Genomic DNA, 17,627 nt, shown 5'->3' with positions numbered 1-17,627 from the left:
CTCACCACATACGCAGAAACGCCCAGCACTCTTGCGAGTGCCGGGCGTTCGGATGCGGAGCGCCCTATTCGGCGGCGTCTAGCTGTTCTTCCTCCTGGTCGGCCAAGGCGACATCGTTGGCAGCTGCCAGGAATTCTGGAAGAGCTTCATCTTCGCCCGCATTAGGGTCGCCTGCTTCGACAGCAAGCTCGACAACCCTCAGAGGCTCAGGCAACCAACCGGTATCGGCGAGCAGGCGTTCGGCTTCCTTGGCCATGTCGCTCTTCTTGAGGTGATCGATGAGCTGGGAGGCGCGCTCGCCAGCCCCCTCGCGAACGGCTTCCAGGATACGCGCCTTGGTGACACGGCCGAGATAGTTGCCGACAGTGGGGCGCCATCCGGCGTCAGTCATGTCGAGCCCAACTGCCCGCACGAGATGATCGGCATCCAAAAGGCGCTGCCGGACACCGTGCACTGAGATGGCGCCGTTGCCGTAGCGATCAGCTCGTTCGTAGAGGGCGTTCACGCCGAAAGATGCGCAATGGGCGAAAAGCTCAGCCTGCTCCGTGTCCGTCAGTGCCGCGAGGGCGTCCCATAGGTCGGCGACGTCACTTGGAAGACGCCTGTCCCAGCCCTCATGGCGGGCCTGGACCGAGCGCGCGTAAATCGTATCCCGAAGCCCTTCGGACTGGACCGGAAATACCGTGCCGCGGACAAAAACCTCCATCGCCACGCCTTGCGCGCTGTAACGCGAGAACACGTCACGGACGAATTTGTGAAGCACAGCCAGAAAGGCGGTTGCGGGATCGCTTGCGAGCTTGTCGCGCAGAGCCAAAGTGCGATCCGCCGTCAGTTCCGCGATCAGACGATCCGGCAAGGGCTTGATGCCATCCTCCTCATCATCTTCCGTGTCGGCCGGCTGGCCACCGGTGGTGATGACGGCCCGCTGAAGGGAGCCCGTGGCCGATAAGCCGGCTCCTTCGGCGCCGGAATCGGTCCGGTCCTCGGGCGTGGCGGGCGCCTCATCCTCCGGCTTCACAAAGGCGCGCTCGACGAGAGTCATTCCGTCCGCATCGACGCTGACGAAGACACCGGCGCGCGCGATCTCGGCCGGATCGAAGCGGACGGGGCGCGCCTCGAGCGATTTGATCGCGGTTTCGATCTCGCCAAACCGTTGCTCGATCTCATCCGACAACTCGTCGGCTTCCTCGTACTGCGCCTGCAGCTTGTTGAACTCGTCGCGCAGCGCATCGAGCGTCGCCTGTTCCTCATCGGTAAGGTCGATCGGCATGCCCTCGAGTTCCCGCAAGCCGTCTGTCACGCCGTAGGGGAAGCTCACCGCGACTTCGATCCACTTCCAGCCTTCGTTGGCGATTTCGTCAGCCGTCATCTGGAGCTTCTCGGCGACCAGCCGTTCAAGCAGCGGGACGTCCTGCAGCCACCCGCCATCATCCGACTGGAACAGATCGCGCAACACTTCGCCGCCTGCCGCCTCGTAGCTCTCGATACCGACGAACACCGCCCGCTTGTCTGAAGCGCGGACGGTATTCTCGGTCAGCATGCGGCGGATCTGGTACGGTTCTTTTGACCAGCTGTTCTTGATCGCCTCCCAGACCTGCTCTTGTCGGACAGGGTCATTGCTGACGGAGAATGCCTCGAGTTGGGCGATCGTCATGCCGTCCTCGGCGTAGACGTCGAGAAGCGCTGGCGACACGGCCGTCAGCTTTAGGCGCTGCTTCACCACGTAGGTCGAGATGAAGAACGCGGCTGCGATCTCTTCCTCCGACATGCCCTTATCGAGCATGTCCTTGAATGCGCGATATTGGTCCAAAGGATGGAGCGGCGCGTGTTCGATGTTCTCGGCAAGGGAAATCTCCTGCGCGAGGATCGGGCCCGTGGAATTGCTCACCACGCACGGAACGGCTGCGGTCTTCGCCAGCCGTTTCTGGTTTATGAGCATCTCGAGCGCGCGATAACGGCGTCCCCCAGCCGGGACCTCGAACATTCCCGTTTCCTTGCCTTCGGCGTCGAGTACGGGACGGACATGGATGCTCTGGATAAGACCACGCCGGGCGATCGATCCCGTCAGGTCCTCGATCGAGACGCCCGCCTTGATGCGTCTGACGTTGGTTTGGGCAAGCACCAGCCTGTTGAAAGGAATGTCGCGCGAGGGCGACAGGGTGATCTTCTGAACTGCGTTGGCCATCGAGGTTTCTCCGCGACGGGGGCCGAAAGCCTCTCTCCCGGTCCTCAACCCGTCACCGACTTCCCTCCGATCTTTCCCTCTCTTCATTTCTCCAATGAACCGGCGCCCGAATGGTGGCAGCGGCGACCTGCAGAACACGCATCCTTTCGATGGCTGACGCTGACTTGGCCAAGCAGGACTCACAGAGCGGGCTCATGCCGCCCTCCTCTCGTTGCCGGTGCTCAAGCCGACGGAGACGTTAATCTCTTCCGGCAAGTGACCGAGAAGCCACTCGGCCGCTTTGCTGGCCCGGCTGGCGGCACGCACGATGGCGCGGCTGTCCTTTCGCAACACTTCCAGCCAGGAGCCGACATAGTCGGAATGTCGGACTGTTGGCACGATGCCCAACGCCGCGCAGCAGAAAGCTGCGTTTATCTCCGCCACAAGCTCCTCGAACGCGTACCCCCTTGAGCCGAAAGAACCGGAGAGGTCACGGGCCAAGCGTGAAGAGTGGCCGGTGGCATGCCCAAGCTCATGCAACGCAGTGCGATGCCAGTCGATCGGCTCGAAAAATGCTTGAGGGGGCGGCACCTGAACATAGTCGTAAGGCGGCATGTAGAATGCTCTGTCGCCGCCAATGCGGAAGTCGATACCTGTGGCCTTGATCAACGCCTCGACTCGCGGCTCGATCAAGCTAGCGGGTGGCGGCGGCGATAAAGGTGCGACTTCATCGGGGAGCCCATCACATTGCTCGATATTGAAAACGGTGAAGCGCTTCAGGAACGGCATCGCTTGGGCATTCTCGCCTGTCTCGCGAGCGCGCTTCTTCTCATCGTCCGGGACAAAACGATTGGCATAAACGACTGTAGTGCCACGCTCGCCTCTGCGGACGCTCCCGCCGAGGGCGACGGCCTGTCGATAGGTTACCCACCTCTGCGTTGGGAACCCGCGTTCGACGGCGGCGCCCCACAGAATAAGCACGTTGATCCCGCTATATGTGCGATGCGTGCTGGCATTCGTCGGCAGAGCAACCGACGTCTTTGCCGCCGCGGTGCCCCAGGGCTGTACCCAAGGAAAACGGCCCGCTTCCAGTTCGGCAATTATCTTGTTGGTGATCTCGTCGTAGAGGTTTGACCGGTCGGCGGCATGGGCTCGATTGGTTCGGACAGACATAGCGGTTCTCCGCGACGGGCGCCGAAGGCCTCTCCTTCCGCTTTAACCCGTCGCGAAAAACACTCCCCTCCTCTGACTCTCCGTCGGGAGAGCCGAGGATCTCCCGACCAACGCAAAAAGGGCGTACAAGGCGGAGGCACCGAAATGTCCGTCGGCGGAAATAAGTCAGTTCGGTGCTGTAGCAGGTTCGTGGCCCTGAGACCGGTTCAACAGGGCGGCCGAAGGAGCATCAGCATAGCGCCGCCGTGAGGCGGGATGCGGGACCGACAGCCCCCGGCGAAGGGCGCCACATGGGTGCAATTCCAGCAACTCTGATTCGATCCGATCGATCCCGAACGCAGTCTGGTCCCCGATGAGATCCACGGATTCGTCGCATACCAAACTCTGGATGCCGACGGACACATCTGAACGTGCCGATTTTGGGGCGCCGATAACAAAACCTCGCCGCAGCTGACGAACGCAGATTCCTCAGTTCATGGCTAGCACCGCGAGAGACCGAGAGGCGATGATCCCGCCTGAACCCGAAAGGCCCGCAACCGAGAAGGATGGGGCTGCGGGCTCTTGTCGGAAACCAGCCCGACACGACGGTCGCATGACGAGCCAAAGGAGTGCGTCGTGCTCCCGAACTGCCGCCCGACAAAGATGTTCCAACAACAAAAAACCCGCCGGCCGGAGCCAGCGGGCGAAGTTGAAGGTTGGTCTCGGCCCACCAGGGTCGAGCGGAAATAAAGGCATATCGTGCGGAGGGGCGCCCTCTCAAATGTTAAGTGTTGCCGCTCTAAGCACAGGTTGCTGTTTTCTGATCAGGAGGAGGAGAGAAGCCGAGCTGCTGCCGCGCCATTCGACTGGGGAGTTCCGGGCGGCCAGGCTGCGTCTGATACTTGATTTGGGAATCCGGAATTTCATCGCCTCACCAATACCGATTGACGGTCCTAATCAAGCATAGTGCCCGAAGTCCCTATTGCGAAACTGCGCAAGGCGCATATTGTTTGTTGGTCGGGGTCTGCGGTCCAAGGACTTGGCCCCTGGACGCGGTGCTATTTGGTCGAGGATGGCCGAACTTCAATAGAGCCGTCCGTGGGACAGAGCCATGCAGCACGGGGCCGTGAGTAATGCGGGCATGGGGCGAGGCCAGGGTGGGCCGGCCGGTGGCGATGTTGTCCGCGAGCAAGCCGTCCTCTTTCGTCTCACCGACCGACTTTACCGGGCCAACGGCCTTGACGAGATCTACGATGCAGCGCTGGACGCCATATGCGACGCCCTCGGTTCGTCGCGCGCCTCGATCCTGAGATTTGACAGCCACGGCGTCATGAGCTTCGTCGCCTGGCGCTCTCTCTCTGATGACTATCGCAGGGCCGTCAACGGTCACACACCTTGGACCTGCAATGAGCACGACGCCGAGCCAATCTTTGTCGAGGATATTCGTCTCAGCAGTGAATCCCGGCAGCTCATCGACACGGTCCTTGGCGAGGGAATCCAAGCGCTGGCCTTTATCCCACTTGCCAGCTCCCGCGAGCTCATCGGCAAGTTCATGGTCTACTACCCGGCACCCCATCGCTTCGCCGATCGTGAACGCGAACTGGCGTTGACCATTGCCCGTCAGCTCGGCTTTGCCATCGAACGGGAGCGGGCGGAAACGACAGCAGCGCGACTGAGCGCACTGGTCGAATCCTCGGATGATGCCATCCTCGCGACGGATATGGACGGCATCGTCACGGACTGGAACAGCGGCGCCGAGCGTCTCTACGGCTACGGCCGCGAGGAAATGGTCGGACGTCCGCTCATGTCGCTGATACCGCCCGATCGCCAGAACGAGGAGCGCGAGATTCTGGCGCGCATTCGCAATGGAGAGCATGTCGGGCATTTCGAGACCGTTCGCCTGCACAAGGATGGCAGCAGCATTCCCATCTCCCTCACCGCTTCCCCGATCGCGGACGCGTCCGGCGCGATCGTCGGTGTCTCCAAGATAGGCCGTGACATTTCCGAGCGGCTGCGCGCGCAACAGCAGCGCGAGCTGCTGCTTCGCGAGATGGACCACCGCGTGAAGAACCTTTTTGCCATCGCAAAAACAATCGTCAGTTTGAGCGCCCCAGCCGCTAAAACGCCGGCCGCGCTCGCCTCCACCGTGTCCGAACGCCTCGGCGCCCTCGCGCGGGCGCATGCGCTGACGATGCTCCCCGCGACTGGCTCGTCTGTTCAGGCCGCGACGAGCCTGCATGCATTGGTCGCTGCAATCCTCGAGCCATACCGACAGGGAACTGACGAGCACCCTCGCTTCGCGATCAGTGGCATCGATCTGCCGGTGCCTTCAAGGATGATCACGCCGCTTTCTCTCCTGCTCCACGAATTCGCCACCAACGCCGCCAAACACGGCAGCCTCTCGGCGGCCGCCGGCTCCATAGAGATCGCCTGCTCGAACACTGACGGCAAGGTGACTGTCCAGTGGAGAGAGATAGGAGGACCACCTCCGGTCGCAACCGACGACGAAGGTTTCGGGAGCCGCTTGATCCGCGCCGCGGCGAGTGAGCTTGGCGGAGTCGTGCGGGATTGGGACGCCGCCGGAATTGTCCTTGAGATCACGATTGATCTCGAAAGATTCCCGGCCTGATGTCCTAGCCGCTTGTCCGGGCGGCAGCTCCAGCGGGCGCTCAGCGAAATCGAGCTGGCGTTGGAACAAACGCGACAGCCTTCTGTTTGCCTTCAGGCACAATTCAGTGCGTTGGAGGACATCATCTATGAAGTTGCGTTTGTTATCGGCCGCGCTGTGCACGGCCGTCGCCTTGGGTTTTGCCCATCCGGCGCTCAGTGCCGAAAAGGCGCAGGATTTCGTCAACAAGGCTGCCGAAGGCGGGATCTTCGAGGTCGAGTCCAGCAAGATCGTCCAGGGCAAGGCGAAGGACCAGACTGTCAATGAGTTCGCCCAGAAAATGATAACTGATCACGGCGCGGCCAACGCCAAGCTGCAGTCGATCGCCGGCGAGCAGAAACTGCAGATTCCCGCCGAAACGGACGCGAAGCACAAGAGCGATCTCGAGGCGCTGAAATCGGCCAACGGTTCGGCCGACCAGTCCTACGTGAAGATGCAGCAGGACGCGCATGCGGACGCGGTCAAGCTATTCCAGGACTATGCGGCCGACGGCGACAACGCTGATCTCAAGGCATTTGCCCAGCAGACGCTTCCGACACTCAAGATGCACCAGGAGATGATCGAAAAGATCGCCTCAGGCAAAACCGACAATACGGCAACGACCAGCACCGTACCCGCGGCGACAGACACAGACCAGAATGCATCCGCCCCGGTGCCTGGAGCGAACAGCTTTACCGAAGCGCAGGCGAAGTCGCGGATCCAGGATGCCGGCTTCTCGAAGGTCAGCGCCCTGACGAAGGATGACCAGGGCATCTGGCGCGGCACCGCCGAGAAAGACGGAAAGCAGGTTGCCGTCGCGCTCGATTTCAAAGGCAACGTTGTTGCCGGCGCTCAATAACCATTCAGAAATGGAGTGAAACATGACGACTGTCACCGGACTTTTCGATGACTATCAGGACGCCGCCGACGCGGTAAGCGAACTGGAAGCGATCGGCGTGCCGCGAGACGACATCAGCATCGTGGCCAACAATTCCGACAATCGGTATCGGCAGGACGAGACTTCAGACGCCGGTGAAGATGCCGCGGCCGGCGTCGGCCTTGGGGCGCTCGTCGGCGGCGCTGGCGGGCTCCTTACCGGGCTCGGGATCATGGCCATACCCGGCGTCGGGCCCGTTGTGGCGGCCGGCTGGCTCGCCGCCACGGCCGTCGGCGCGGTGAGCGGCGCCGTGGTCGGCGGAGCCGCGGGCGGAATCGTCGGAGCGCTGACGGAGTCCGGCGTTCCGGAGCGCGACGCTCATGTCTATGCCGAGGGAGTTCGCCGCGGCGGCAGCCTGGTGACGGCCAGAGTGGATGATCGGCTCACCGGCGAAGCTGAGCGCATTCTGCGCGGGGAGCGTTCGGTCAACCTCGACGAGAGGCGCAGCGCTTATGAAGCCGGTGGCTGGACAGGGTTCGACGCCACCGCAGAGCCCTATGATGACATCGAGGCCGAACGCGACCGCGTTCGTCGAACCACACCGCTCTAAGGAATGCGGCCCCGTCGAACTCTCGACGGGGCCTTTTCCTTGCCGGGCGTCACGCACCCGCTTGGATCGATGCAGGCGGATCAGACCCCCGCGCCTGATCATGGACAGGAACAATCGAGCAGAACCGCAGTTTGAGCGTACACAATGGCTCGAACCACTTTCAATCGATCGACAAGCTGTGAAACTCCTCAAATTGGTCTGGGAAGTTGTGTGCGAGGTAGCGCACCACCTTGGAATTATCCATCAGACGCTCAAAATAACGGCTAGCTGCCACCAGTTCCAGGCTCGCGGAGCCACGCCGTTCCACTGCCCTCAGAAACTCACTGCTTAGCCTGCCAAGTTCTGGCGTCATCGCGCCGAGTTGATCTTCAGACACGTTGGCTATCGTCGTTGGATCGAAACCCTCCGCCAGCAGAGGGCGCGGCGTAAAGGCGATAAGGATCTTTGCGTATGTGAATGTAACCCGCTCCATGGCGACCATCAGTCGGGCAATTTCCATTTGCCTAGCCGGGAGCACATGCCGCAGCAGACCGAAGATCTTCACTTTCACAAAGCAGTCCTGGAGGAAAGCGAGGACGTCCGGGCAAATCCCGCTGACAAGTTGCCGGCCTGCGCTGCTGCCTGCGGGCGACATGCCGGCATGCTTTGCTGTTGCCGCCTCTGACGTAGCGTCGTGTAACCTCTGCACCAGGCAGTTTGGGATGGTGGCAAACCCCTCGGACATGAGCAACGAGAGAAACTCTTTGTCATTCATTATCACGCGAAGCGCTTCGGCCAGACGGACCAGGCAGCGTTCCGCTTCTTCGGTTTCTCGTATGAAATCGCGCTTGCGTCTGCACGCCGCCTTGTAGGCCGGCAACAGCCTGGGCGCGAAGAGCTTCTCCTTCGACCCAGGTTGATCGGCAGCAATTTCGCGGGCGTGTCTCTGGGCGCTGCCGTGCAAAGCCTTGTAGGCAGCTTCGCGGGTCAAACGACGCTTCAACTGCACCATGGGGTCTCCGCACTGGCTCGCGCTGACAGCTTGACGAGCGGGTCGAGCGTGGAAAAGAGGTAGGTGTCCAGCTGCGCTCCATTGTTCGCGGCCAACTGCGATTTGCCGACGATTTCAGAAGCGGGGGCAATAAGGTAGTCCCGAATGACCAGGTCACCCGGGCGCATCCTGATCAGGGTGAAAATGTCGGCCACCGACTGGCGTTGGGTGTCCATGGACCAGAAAGGGTAGCCGTGGTCGGAAGCGCGGCAGCGTGCGATTTCGACCGCAACCGTGAACTCGTCGTTGATCCGCAGGAGGTCGGTCTCTCCGTCGTAGGTGGCCTTTCCGCCAACGCATCCGATCGCGGCCAGTAGGTCCCCGATCGCCTGTGTGCGCAGCGACGTGAGTCGCTCTCGCGATGTGATAAACTGCCAGTTCTTCGGCGGCTGATACCCAATCAATTCGTAGGCCTTCAGAAGGCTTCCGAAGCGATGATGATAAAAGCTGGCCTTGGGGCATTCAGGCGCAGCCTCGATGATCGAGCTTGACAGGGCCCCGTGACGCGCCAGGACCTTCTTCAGTGCAGCCAGAATCTCATCATTGCTCACGCGCAGATGCGAATAGAGCTCTCTGTGGATGGCTTGAGCCCGATCGAATAGCTTGCGATCTACAATCGGCTCGAATGCCCCTTCCGCGCGCACCCACTGTTCAGGAGGGTTGCTCACTGCCTTTGCTTTCAGCTTGCGGGAGCGCTTGTTCCAGACATTGGTGCCGACGTATTTTTCATTGGTCAAGACGCCGCGCACCGTTTCCCGCTTCCATGGTCGCTCAAGGTCAGTCAGCACGCCGCGCTTGTTCAGGAGCCTTGCCATATCGAGCTCTGTCATGTGCGTTTTGACGAACTGACGGAAGATCCACCGAACCGTTGCAATCTCTTTCGCCGGCCCGGGCACCAGGATCGTTCTGTCGGTGTGCACGCTCTTTTGCTCGTGCTCAGAGAGGATAAGTTTTGGGCGTCCCGAATGGTCGATAATCTGGCGTCTCAAGCCGAGACCTGGCTTACCACCCTGGCGGAATCCCAACCGGATCAGCCTTGCCTGCCCTATGAACGTCTTTTGCGAGAGCATGCGACTGTGCTCGGCCGCCATGCTGCGTTTGATGGCCTTGAGCACGTCCGAGCCGATACTGCCGTCGTTCAAGAACTGCTCGGCGCAGAATTCGATCCGCACGCCGGCCAGATGGCACCGGTACTCGTAGGACGCGCTTTCATCGACGTTCTGAAAGCGGCCCCAGCGGCTGACGTCATAGACAACTATGGTTTCGAAATCGGCGCGTCCGCTCTCCACGTCGGCGAGCAAATTTTGCAGGCCGGGGCGCCCTTCCAACATGAGGCCGCTGCGACCGGCGTCCTCGTACGTGGCGACGATCTCGTAGCCCATGATATCGGCATAGTTGCGGATGGCGTCTTTCTGGTTTTCGATCGAGTAGGTCTGCTGCTCTTTCGACATGCGCACATACTGCGCAGCGCGAACCCTCGGCCTCCCTTCAGGAGTGGTGCGGGTCGATGTAACTTTGTCCATCGTCTTGCGCCGTCGTGCCGGCGATTTAAACTAGCGGTCGATGACCGTGCGGCAAGAGGAACGGAATGCGCCAGTACGTCGGGCTGATCCACAAAGAGGCGGGCAGCCATTTCGGCGTGTCCTTTCCCGACTTTCCCGGCGTAGTGACCGCCGGCGCAACTGTTGACGAGGCGCGCGACCTTGCCGAGGAAGCCTTGGCGTTCCACGTCGAAGGGATGATCGAAGACGGCAAAGCGGTCCCGCTCCCTACCTCGCTCGAGCAAATCGATCCAGACAATCGCGGCTGGTCTGCGATTTTGGTGCCGCTGAAGATCGACTGAACGGCGGGCGGCTGTTTACTGTTGCCCAGCGAACTTACCCGTTTGGCAACCATGGCGTTCAACTGCCGGGAAACCTTGATTCACTTCGTGAGCGAACTCCGCCGCCGTTCCGCCGCAATGCGCCCGCACTTGGGCGAAATCGCCCCTGTTTTCAACCTGTTGTCATTTCCCTGGGGCTTCAGAGGAGTTCTAGTGATGATCATCAAGAAGGCTATTCTGGCGGTGCTGATGACCGCTGCACTTGCCGGCTGCGAGACGCAGACCGAGGGCCAGCAGCGGGCCACCACCGGCGCCCTGATCGGCGGCGCCGGCGGAGCGCTTGTCGGCCAGGCGATCGGCGGCAACACCAAGTCGACGGTGATCGGCGCCGCGAGCGGCGCGCTGCTCGGCGCCGTTGTCGGCAGCGCCACCACCCCGCAGCGCCGCGGCGAGCAGCTCTGCCGCTACCAGGATCGCTACGGGCGCATCTACACCGCACCCTGCGACGACCGGTATTACAACGGCGATTATTGATCGTGCCGGTTCTTCCTTCTCCCCGTTAGCGGACCTCGTTTCGGGGAGAAGGTGCCCTCTCGTTCCTGCAGGCCAGGAACCGTGGTGGACACATTCCACTAGCGTGCGCCGCAAAAAGTTTCTTGTGCGACGCAGCAATCAATGCGTAGATGAATTGGGCGACGTTGGCGGGTTCGGGATAACCGGAGAGCGGTTTGAGACCTGAGACAACCCACTTCGACGCCTTGCACGGCTTAAGAGGCATCGCTGCCGTTCTGGTGATGCTTGGTCATTTCCGCGAGCTTACGGCGCAGCATCTTGATCTGGCGCCGTCAGGTTTTCTCGCAGTCGACCTGTTCTTTCTGCTAAGCGGCTTCGTGATTGCCCACGCCTATGACGAGAAGTTCCGAAAAGGCATGTCTTTCCGGGAATTCGCGGAAGCCCGCATCGTCAGGCTCTACCCGTTATATTTCGCCGGCATCGGCATCGCCATGGCCAGCGTGGGAGTGACCATCGCGATGCACGGGCTAAGCTCGTATTCTCGGCTGGATTTGCTTGCGAGCCTTGCGTTTTCCCTGCTTTTCCTGCCGACGCCGCCGTCGCTTTCAGTCGGTCCAGATTTGCTTTTTCCGCTGAACGGTCCGGCGTGGTCGCTTTTCTATGAACTTGTCGCCAACGCGGTTTTCGCCGCGCTGGCCCTGAGGCTCGCTCGCCGCTCGCTGGCTGCTATCTTCGGCGTTGGTCTCCTGGCGCTTGCCCTGCTGGCCTGGCAGGGCTTCAGCCTGGGCGGCGGCGCCCATTGGGACGGCACGATCGCGGCTCCCGCCCGGATCGCCTTTTCCTTCTTCCTCGGGGTTTATCTGCGGCGATATGCGACCGGGTCAGCCGGGATGGCAATCTCTACATGCCGGTCGTGCTTGCGCTTTGCGCCGGACTGATGATCTTCCGCCCTGCCGGAAATGCGCAATTATACGACTTGGCGATGATAGCGCTGGTCTGGCCATGGCTTGTTCTGATGGCTTCCCGCTTGCGGCTCTCGGGCTTCTGGCGCGCGATCGCCCTGTTCTCCGGCAATATCTCTTACGCCATCTATGCGCTTCACACGCCGCTGATCAGGATCGTGAACATCCTGGACGAATCCGTCACTGGAACCTTGCGGAACCAGCACGGCCTGCCATTCGTCGTGGGAACATCCATTCTCGTCATCGCGGTCGCTGCGTTCGCGCACTACGTCTACGACAAGAATGTGCGGACGCTGCTGCGGCATCTGCTTTCGCTGCGGCGCGCACGCGAGGAAGTGACGCAATTCTAAATTAGCCGAGGTCCTGCCGCATCGGCGGCGATCGGACAACGCGCCAGACCAGCGATGTGCAGCCGTTGCTGATGCTACTCGGCGGGACTTGGCTCAAGCGCTGGCTTCTTACGTGCAAACCGGCGCAACACCACGCGTCCGAGCTGCTGCCCAGGCATCTCGATGAGCCTGTAGGTCACGAAGGACAGAAGACAAACCACCGGCAGCACGACCGCCTGCACGATGGCGAAGCGCAGCGGCGCGCCGAGCCCGTCGCCATAATGGTTAATCACGAAGGCCGCCACGGGCTGCAGAATGAGAAGATGGATCAGATAGATGCTGTAGGACAGTTCGCCGAGCACATGAAAGATGCCTCCGCCCAATGCGACGGCGACTTTTCGCGCCGCGGCGCCCGCCGCGCCGGGCAGCATGCGATAGAGGACCAAGGCAAAGAACCCAAGCACCAGCGCTTCGCGTATCAGGAACTTCGAAAGGCCGTGGCCGTCGCCGAAGGGGATCGCCGCGAGCGCCATCGCCAGGGCCAGATGCAGCAGCGGCCGCGGCTGGTCCTTACCCAGGACGCCCGCCAGAAGCATGCCGCACAGGAAAACCTGGATCTTCAGCGGCAGGAAGGACGGCATCGGGAAACGGACCGACATCAACTTGAGGGCCACCACCGCCAAGGCGCCGAGCGCCGCTACGACGATCGCACACCGGAGCCAGCCGAAGCGGCGCACCAGAAGCATCAGCGCCGGGAACACCGCATAGAATTGCATTTCCAGCCCGAGGCTCCAGTCGGGCAGCGGCGTCCGGTAGGCGAAGTTCGGGGAAAGGCCGAACAGGAATGTCAGATGGGCGAAAATGTTCTTCAGGCTGCTGTCGAGGTAGCGCTCGGGCGCCTGCGGCGCGCGGCCCACGAACGCGTCGATGACTGTCCGTGACTCATAAACATACGGGCCGAGCGCCAGTGCGAAGAACAGCATGACGTAGAACAGCGGCGCGATGCGGAAATAACGCCGCGTCCAGAATTTCAGCCAGGTTTCAGGCCTTTGCCAGGGCTCCTTGTCCTGGCGCAACTGATAGTGGAACACCATCAGGAAGCCGGAAAGCATGATGAAGAGATCGACGCCGAGTGCCGGGTCGCCAAGCACCGGCAGATGCCAGCCGGTCAGGAGCAGGCAGTGGCCGACCAGCACCCACAATGCGGCGGCGGCGCGAAGGCCATCCAGGCATTCGATACGCGATGGCTCTGTAAGGCTGTTGTTCATGCTGCATTGCAGCATGGCGAGCGATCCCCGAATGTCAACCCGCGATGGTCTATCAGCCGAACTTCGACAGCGCCAGGTGCGCCACACCCAGCAGATTTAGACCCAGAAGGATTTTACCAACGGAGCACCCGACTCTGGCTACCCACCGTCGATATGCTGCACCATCCAGCGGTCCGCCGCCAACATCCATGGCATGATTAAGCCCGGTCGCTGGGCAATTTTGGCCGTCCTTCTTGTTTCGCGTGCACGCCGGGCGGGCTGAAGCAGCTGAAGAAGGCGGCCTCGCCGAGGTCCGGGCCTTCGGCTGGGACAACAAGGCGTGCCCCGCGCACGCATCGGGCGAGCCGGAGCGGGCGTATGGGTTATGACGGGATCTCGGCAACGACGAGCGATAACCGCTGATGTCGTGTGCCTTCGCCAGAAAGCCTGGCTAACCTCGAGCGGCTTCGCGATCTTGGCGAATGGCTGATCTCCGACCGCAACAAGCCGCATCGCTTTTGGCCGAACGCTGCGCACCGCTGCAGCAACGGGCGTTTGGCGCATATGTTCACCGTGTAAGAATGCGACCTCGTCATCCACGCTAGTGAGCAGCTGCGACGTGGGCGCCAAGGCGTTCCAGAGAGCGCTCGAGATCAGGCGGCATCGGCAGTCGGATGCAGGAAAATAGGCGGGCTGAGCGTTCATCGGCGATCCTTGACGCCGAAACAACGCCTTCCGATATTTTAGCCACGTTGGATTTGTCGTGTGGGACATCACATGGCTTGCAGTGGGAGCAGGCATATGGCAACCGAAGTCTTTCCCGGCCTTGACTGCGCTTCAGAAGGGAATGTCCGCACAGCCCGAAACGAGTGTCGAGACACGTTTTCGCGTCCCGTTCTCGTCGATGACGAGTTCCTCGGCGCTCGAAGCATAGGTTGCGTCATGGACGCGATCGAATTTCTTGAGGAATGGCCGATTGAGCAGCGAGGACGGCTGCACTCATGCGCCAGCGAAGTCTGCTGTGCCGCCTATGACGGACGACGTCCCGCCGATCACGCGCGACAAATATTCATTGCCTGGGCTCGCGATGCAGGGATCGCCGTCGGCCTATCATTGGATGCGGAGGCCGCTGCAACACCGGTCACTGGGCAGCGGCAACGAACTTAGCCATTCCACCACGCTCTGGAACCTGGGTGGTCGGGGCATCGGGCGAAGCCATCGGTTCCTCGGATGGCGGCTGCGGTTCTTACATGTCCTGCTTCTGGGTATTTACTGCAATCAGCCAGTTGGTCCAAGGCCTTCGCCAGTATGGCTGGCCCATCGAAGTCGCTGTCTCCAGCCTTCATTAAGATCACGACCTGCGCCGCCTCACCTGCTATCGACTTTATAGTCACTCCATGCGGAAGCACTGACGGGAATGCATGATTTTACATCGAAGCCTCACCCGTTCCGCCCTCCCCGATCTCGCGCCGATATGCAGTCAGAACGATGTCGTTGCTGTAATTCCCGAAGCCGTTGCCGAAGATGTTTATTCCGCCATAGTTTCGATCACACCCGGGAAAGAGGCGCGGGACTTCCATTTGCGGTCCCGAAGTCCGTGTAGCGATACTCAACAAGCGCTCCATTTGCCCGCGAATGCGAATTCCAATCCGGCACGGATAGTCCACCCGGTTTTGGTCTTCGTCCTGGGCTGCAACGTTGCCGGATCAGCTGCGTTGAACACTTCCTGAGTTTGCGCGCCCTAGGCCGATCTGGTGATTGGCTTCCGTCAGGCCGACCGATGGCCGCTGACTCACTGGACCGCTTCAAATAAGCGAGCGCAGTATCTTGCCAGGTTCTTCGTCGACGCGGTAGCAACGCCGAGCAAAAGGCCCCGTCTAGCGGCGGCTGGCGACGAATACCAGGCTGACAGCGGTGCCGTCGGTCAGCACTGCGTAGGCGAGCCCCAAGGAGCAAGCACAGCACGAAGCGCGGCGACAAGGATGCTGATTGCGATCCTGAGACGGCGGCGGTTTCTCCCTTAGTATGCTAGGTCTAGTGCAGCACGAAGCGGTGGGGCCAGCGTTGGGCTGCTAGCGGCCGGAATGTCCAGCGCCGGTGATAGCCGTCGATCTGCGTTACTCCACCGTCACCGATTTCGCCAGATTGCGCGGCTGGTCGACGTCGGTGCCCATGAACACGGCGGTGAAATAGGCGAGCATCTGGATCGGCAGCGCGTAGATGATCGGCGAAATGATCTCCGGCACGTCGGGCAGGATGATCGTCTCCATCGTCTTGATGCCGGCCTGCGCCGCGCCCTTGGCGTCGGTGATCAGGATGATCTTGCCGCCGCGTGCCGCCACTTCCTGCATGTTCGACACCGTCTTTTCGAAGATGCGGTCATGCGGCGCGATGACGATCACCGGCATGTTCTCGTCGATCAGCGCGATCGGCCCGTGCTTGAGCTCGCCGCCGGCATAGCCCTCGGCGTGGATGTAGGAGATTTCCTTGAGCTTCAGCGCCCCTTCCATGGCCAGCGGAAAATTGGTGTCACGGCCGAGATAGAGCACGTCCTTGTAGCGCGACAGCTCGCGCGAGATGCGCTCGATCTGCTCGTCGAGCTTCAGCACCTGGGTGGCGAAGCGCGGCGCTTCGGAAAGCTCACGCACCAGCTGCTTTTCCTGATCGGGCGAGATCGTGCCGCGCGCCACGCCCGCGCGCACCGCAAGCGCAGCCAAGACGGACAGCTGGCAGGTGAAAGCCTTGGTCGAGGCGACGCCGATCTCCGGGCCGGCAAGCGTCGGCAGCACGACGTCGGATTCGCGCGCCATGGTCGATTCCCGCACATTCACGACGGCGCCGATCTTCATGCCGGCCTGGCGGCAATAGCGCAGCGAGGCAAGCGTGTCGGCGGTCTCGCCCGACTGCGAGATGAAGAAGGCCGCGTCATTGGCCGAAAGCGGCATTTCGCGGTAGCGGAACTCGGAAGCGACATCGATATCGATGGGCAATCGCGCATAGCGCTCGAACCAGTATTTCGAGATCAGCCCGGCCAGATAGGCGGTGCCGCAGGCCGAAAGCGCCAGCCGGCCGATCCTGGCGAAGTCGAACGGCAGGTCGAGCGGCTTCGACTTGCCGGAAACGAAATCCACATAATGCGCCAGCGTGTGCGAGATCACCTCCGGCTGCTCATGGATTTCCTTTTCCATGAAATGCCGGCGGTTGCCCTTGTCGACCATGAAGCTGGTCGACAGCGACTGCTGGCGCTTGCGGTCGACCTTGCTGCCGTCGATGTCGTAGATGGTCACGCCTTCGCGGCGCACGACTGCCCAGTCGCCGTCCTCCAGATAGGTGATCGAGTTGGTGAAGGGCGCCAGCGCTATCGCGTCGGAGCCCAAAAACATCTCGCCATCGCCATGGCCGACGGCCAGAGGCGGACCGTTGCGGGCGCCGACGATCAGGTCCTCGTCGCCCTGGAACATGATCGCCAGCGCGAAGGCGCCCGAGAGGCGCTTAAGCGCCGCATGCGCGGCTTCCACCGGCTTCAGACCCCTGGCGAGCTCGCGCGCCACCAGATGCGCCACGACCTCGGTGTCGGTCTGTGAGGCGAATTTGTAGCCGTCGCGGGTGAGCTCGTCGCGCAGCTCGGCGAAATTCTCGATGATGCCATTGTGGACGATGGCGACGCCGTTGGAAAAATGCGGATGCGCGTTGGTCTCGTTGGGCACGCCGTGCGTTGCCCAGCGCGTGTGGCCGATGCCGATCGTGCCGTCGAGCGGCTCGTCCTTCAGTCGGCGTTCGAGGTTGATGAGCTTGCCTTCGGCGCGCCGGCGACCAAGTTCGCCCTTCTCGATGGTGGCGACACCGGCCGAGTCGTAGCCGCGATATTCAAGCCGCTTCAGCGCGTCGACGATGAGCGGCGCGACCTGCGAATGGCCGACGATTCCAACGATACCGCACATCGTACTTGCCTTCCCTTCAGCAGAAGATCGAGCTGGACATTCAGCGCAGATACTAACTCTGCCTCGCAAGCAGCTGATCGTTCATTCGAAGGAACGCAACACGGTCTGGACACCTTCCGAAGTCCACTCAGTGACTGCGGCGCAGTCCCCAACCCAAAAGGGCTCCGACTTTGAATTTGTCAGACCTCCTGCAGGAATTCGGCGATCGCGAGCTGTCTGGCGAGGACGCCAGACACAACTACCCTTGCCTATCGGCGAGTTGTCATGCCAGCGGCGACGGGCAGAACCGTGGGGCCGATTATCCAACGCATTTTAACATATGTTGCCGACCGA

14 protein-coding genes and 2 pseudogenes are annotated in these 17,627 nt (G+C 61.5%); 8 read left to right on the top strand and 8 right to left on the bottom strand.

Annotated elements, in window-relative coordinates; all coding sequences use genetic code 11:
- Positions 1 to 64: 64 nt before the first annotated feature.
- Positions 65 to 2,185, bottom strand: a complete 2,121-nt coding sequence (locus EJ069_RS08085) for a ParB/RepB/Spo0J family partition protein (protein ID WP_126064656.1) — start codon at positions 2,183 to 2,185, stop codon at positions 65 to 67.
- Between the two features lie 192 nt (positions 2,186 to 2,377).
- Complete coding sequence (locus tag EJ069_RS08080; RefSeq protein WP_126060853.1) at positions 2,378 to 3,337, bottom strand: zincin-like metallopeptidase domain-containing protein; 960 nt, start codon at positions 3,335 to 3,337, stop codon at positions 2,378 to 2,380.
- Between the two features lie 1,090 nt (positions 3,338 to 4,427).
- On the opposite strand from EJ069_RS08080, the gene EJ069_RS08075 reads away from it, so the two are divergent.
- The 3 genes from EJ069_RS08075 (at position 4,428) to EJ069_RS08065 (ending at position 7,450) form a co-directional block, all read left to right on the top strand.
- Entirely contained in the window at positions 4,428 to 5,945 is a 1,518-nt protein-coding gene (locus EJ069_RS08075; RefSeq protein WP_126060852.1) for a PAS domain S-box protein, read from the top strand.
- A gap of 127 nt (positions 5,946 to 6,072) precedes the next feature.
- Positions 6,073 to 6,822: a DUF4142 domain-containing protein gene (locus tag EJ069_RS08070; RefSeq protein WP_126060851.1), complete on the top strand. Its 750-nt coding sequence runs from the start codon at positions 6,073 to 6,075 to the stop codon at positions 6,820 to 6,822.
- Positions 6,823 to 6,844: 22 nt separating this feature from the next.
- On the top strand, positions 6,845 to 7,450 hold the full coding sequence (locus EJ069_RS08065) for a general stress protein (RefSeq protein WP_126060850.1): 606 nt from the start codon (positions 6,845 to 6,847) through the stop codon (positions 7,448 to 7,450).
- A gap of 160 nt (positions 7,451 to 7,610) precedes the next feature.
- Here the strand turns inward: EJ069_RS08065 and EJ069_RS08060 are convergent, their stop codons facing one another.
- Positions 7,611 to 8,441 (bottom strand): plasmid partitioning protein RepB C-terminal domain-containing protein, encoded by an 831-nt coding sequence (locus tag EJ069_RS08060; RefSeq protein ID WP_126060849.1) that lies wholly within the window; start codon positions 8,439 to 8,441, stop codon positions 7,611 to 7,613.
- Positions 8,429 to 10,003, bottom strand: a complete 1,575-nt coding sequence (locus EJ069_RS08055) for a recombinase family protein (protein WP_126060848.1) — start codon at positions 10,001 to 10,003, stop codon at positions 8,429 to 8,431. Before EJ069_RS08055 ends, EJ069_RS08060 begins: the two co-directional genes overlap by 13 nt.
- A 65-nt stretch (positions 10,004 to 10,068) precedes the next feature.
- Between EJ069_RS08055 and EJ069_RS08050 the strand changes: the two are divergent.
- The 4 genes and pseudogenes from EJ069_RS08050 to EJ069_RS08035 form a co-directional block, all read left to right on the top strand.
- Positions 10,069 to 10,320: pseudogene (locus EJ069_RS08050) on the top strand (type II toxin-antitoxin system HicB family antitoxin); the annotation flags it as partial.
- A 198-nt stretch (positions 10,321 to 10,518) separates the two neighbouring features.
- The gene (locus EJ069_RS08045) at positions 10,519 to 10,836 is read left to right on the top strand and encodes a YMGG-like glycine zipper-containing protein (protein ID WP_066999331.1); all 318 of its coding nucleotides are present in this window, start codon (positions 10,519 to 10,521) and stop codon (positions 10,834 to 10,836) included.
- 194 nt (positions 10,837 to 11,030) lie between these two features.
- The gene (locus EJ069_RS08040) at positions 11,031 to 11,753 is read left to right on the top strand and encodes an acyltransferase (RefSeq protein ID WP_145965053.1); all 723 of its coding nucleotides are present in this window, start codon (positions 11,031 to 11,033) and stop codon (positions 11,751 to 11,753) included.
- On the top strand, positions 11,720 to 12,127 hold the full coding sequence (locus EJ069_RS08035; protein ID WP_126060845.1) for a hypothetical protein: 408 nt from the start codon (positions 11,720 to 11,722) through the stop codon (positions 12,125 to 12,127). Before EJ069_RS08040 ends, EJ069_RS08035 begins: the two co-directional genes overlap by 34 nt.
- 74 nt (positions 12,128 to 12,201) lie before the next feature.
- Here EJ069_RS08035 and EJ069_RS08030 read toward each other — a convergent pair whose 3' ends face one another.
- Both EJ069_RS08030 and EJ069_RS33185 read right to left on the bottom strand, forming a co-directional pair.
- Entirely contained in the window at positions 12,202 to 13,374 is a 1,173-nt protein-coding gene (locus EJ069_RS08030) for an acyltransferase (RefSeq protein WP_126060844.1), read from the bottom strand.
- An 816-nt stretch (positions 13,375 to 14,190) separates the two neighbouring features.
- Positions 14,191 to 14,352 (bottom strand): hypothetical protein, encoded by a 162-nt coding sequence (locus tag EJ069_RS33185; RefSeq protein ID WP_245456748.1) that lies wholly within the window; start codon positions 14,350 to 14,352, stop codon positions 14,191 to 14,193.
- Between EJ069_RS33185 and EJ069_RS33180 the strand changes: the two genes are divergently transcribed.
- On the top strand, positions 14,296 to 14,520 hold the full coding sequence (locus tag EJ069_RS33180; RefSeq protein WP_245456466.1) for a DUF982 domain-containing protein: 225 nt from the start codon (positions 14,296 to 14,298) through the stop codon (positions 14,518 to 14,520). The genes EJ069_RS33185 and EJ069_RS33180 overlap by 57 nt on opposite strands.
- 625 nt (positions 14,521 to 15,145) lie before the next feature.
- On the opposite strand, the pseudogene EJ069_RS33175 reads toward EJ069_RS33180, so the two are convergent.
- Together EJ069_RS33175 and glmS are read right to left on the bottom strand one after the other, a co-directional pair.
- Positions 15,146 to 15,271: pseudogene (locus EJ069_RS33175) on the bottom strand (PLP-dependent aminotransferase family protein); the annotation flags it as partial.
- A gap of 199 nt (positions 15,272 to 15,470) precedes the next feature.
- A complete protein-coding gene (glmS, locus tag EJ069_RS08020) occupies positions 15,471 to 17,294 on the bottom strand; it encodes a glutamine--fructose-6-phosphate transaminase (isomerizing) (protein WP_126060842.1) in 1,824 nt (607 codons plus the stop codon).
- Between the last annotated feature and the right edge of the window lie 333 nt (positions 17,295 to 17,627).

This window comes from Mesorhizobium sp. M2A.F.Ca.ET.043.05.1.1 (assembly GCF_003952445.1).
Taxonomy (GTDB): domain Bacteria; phylum Pseudomonadota; class Alphaproteobacteria; order Rhizobiales; family Rhizobiaceae; genus Mesorhizobium.
The sequence above is the reverse complement of the archived record's forward strand: the minus strand, read 5'-3'. Positions and strand labels throughout refer to the sequence as shown.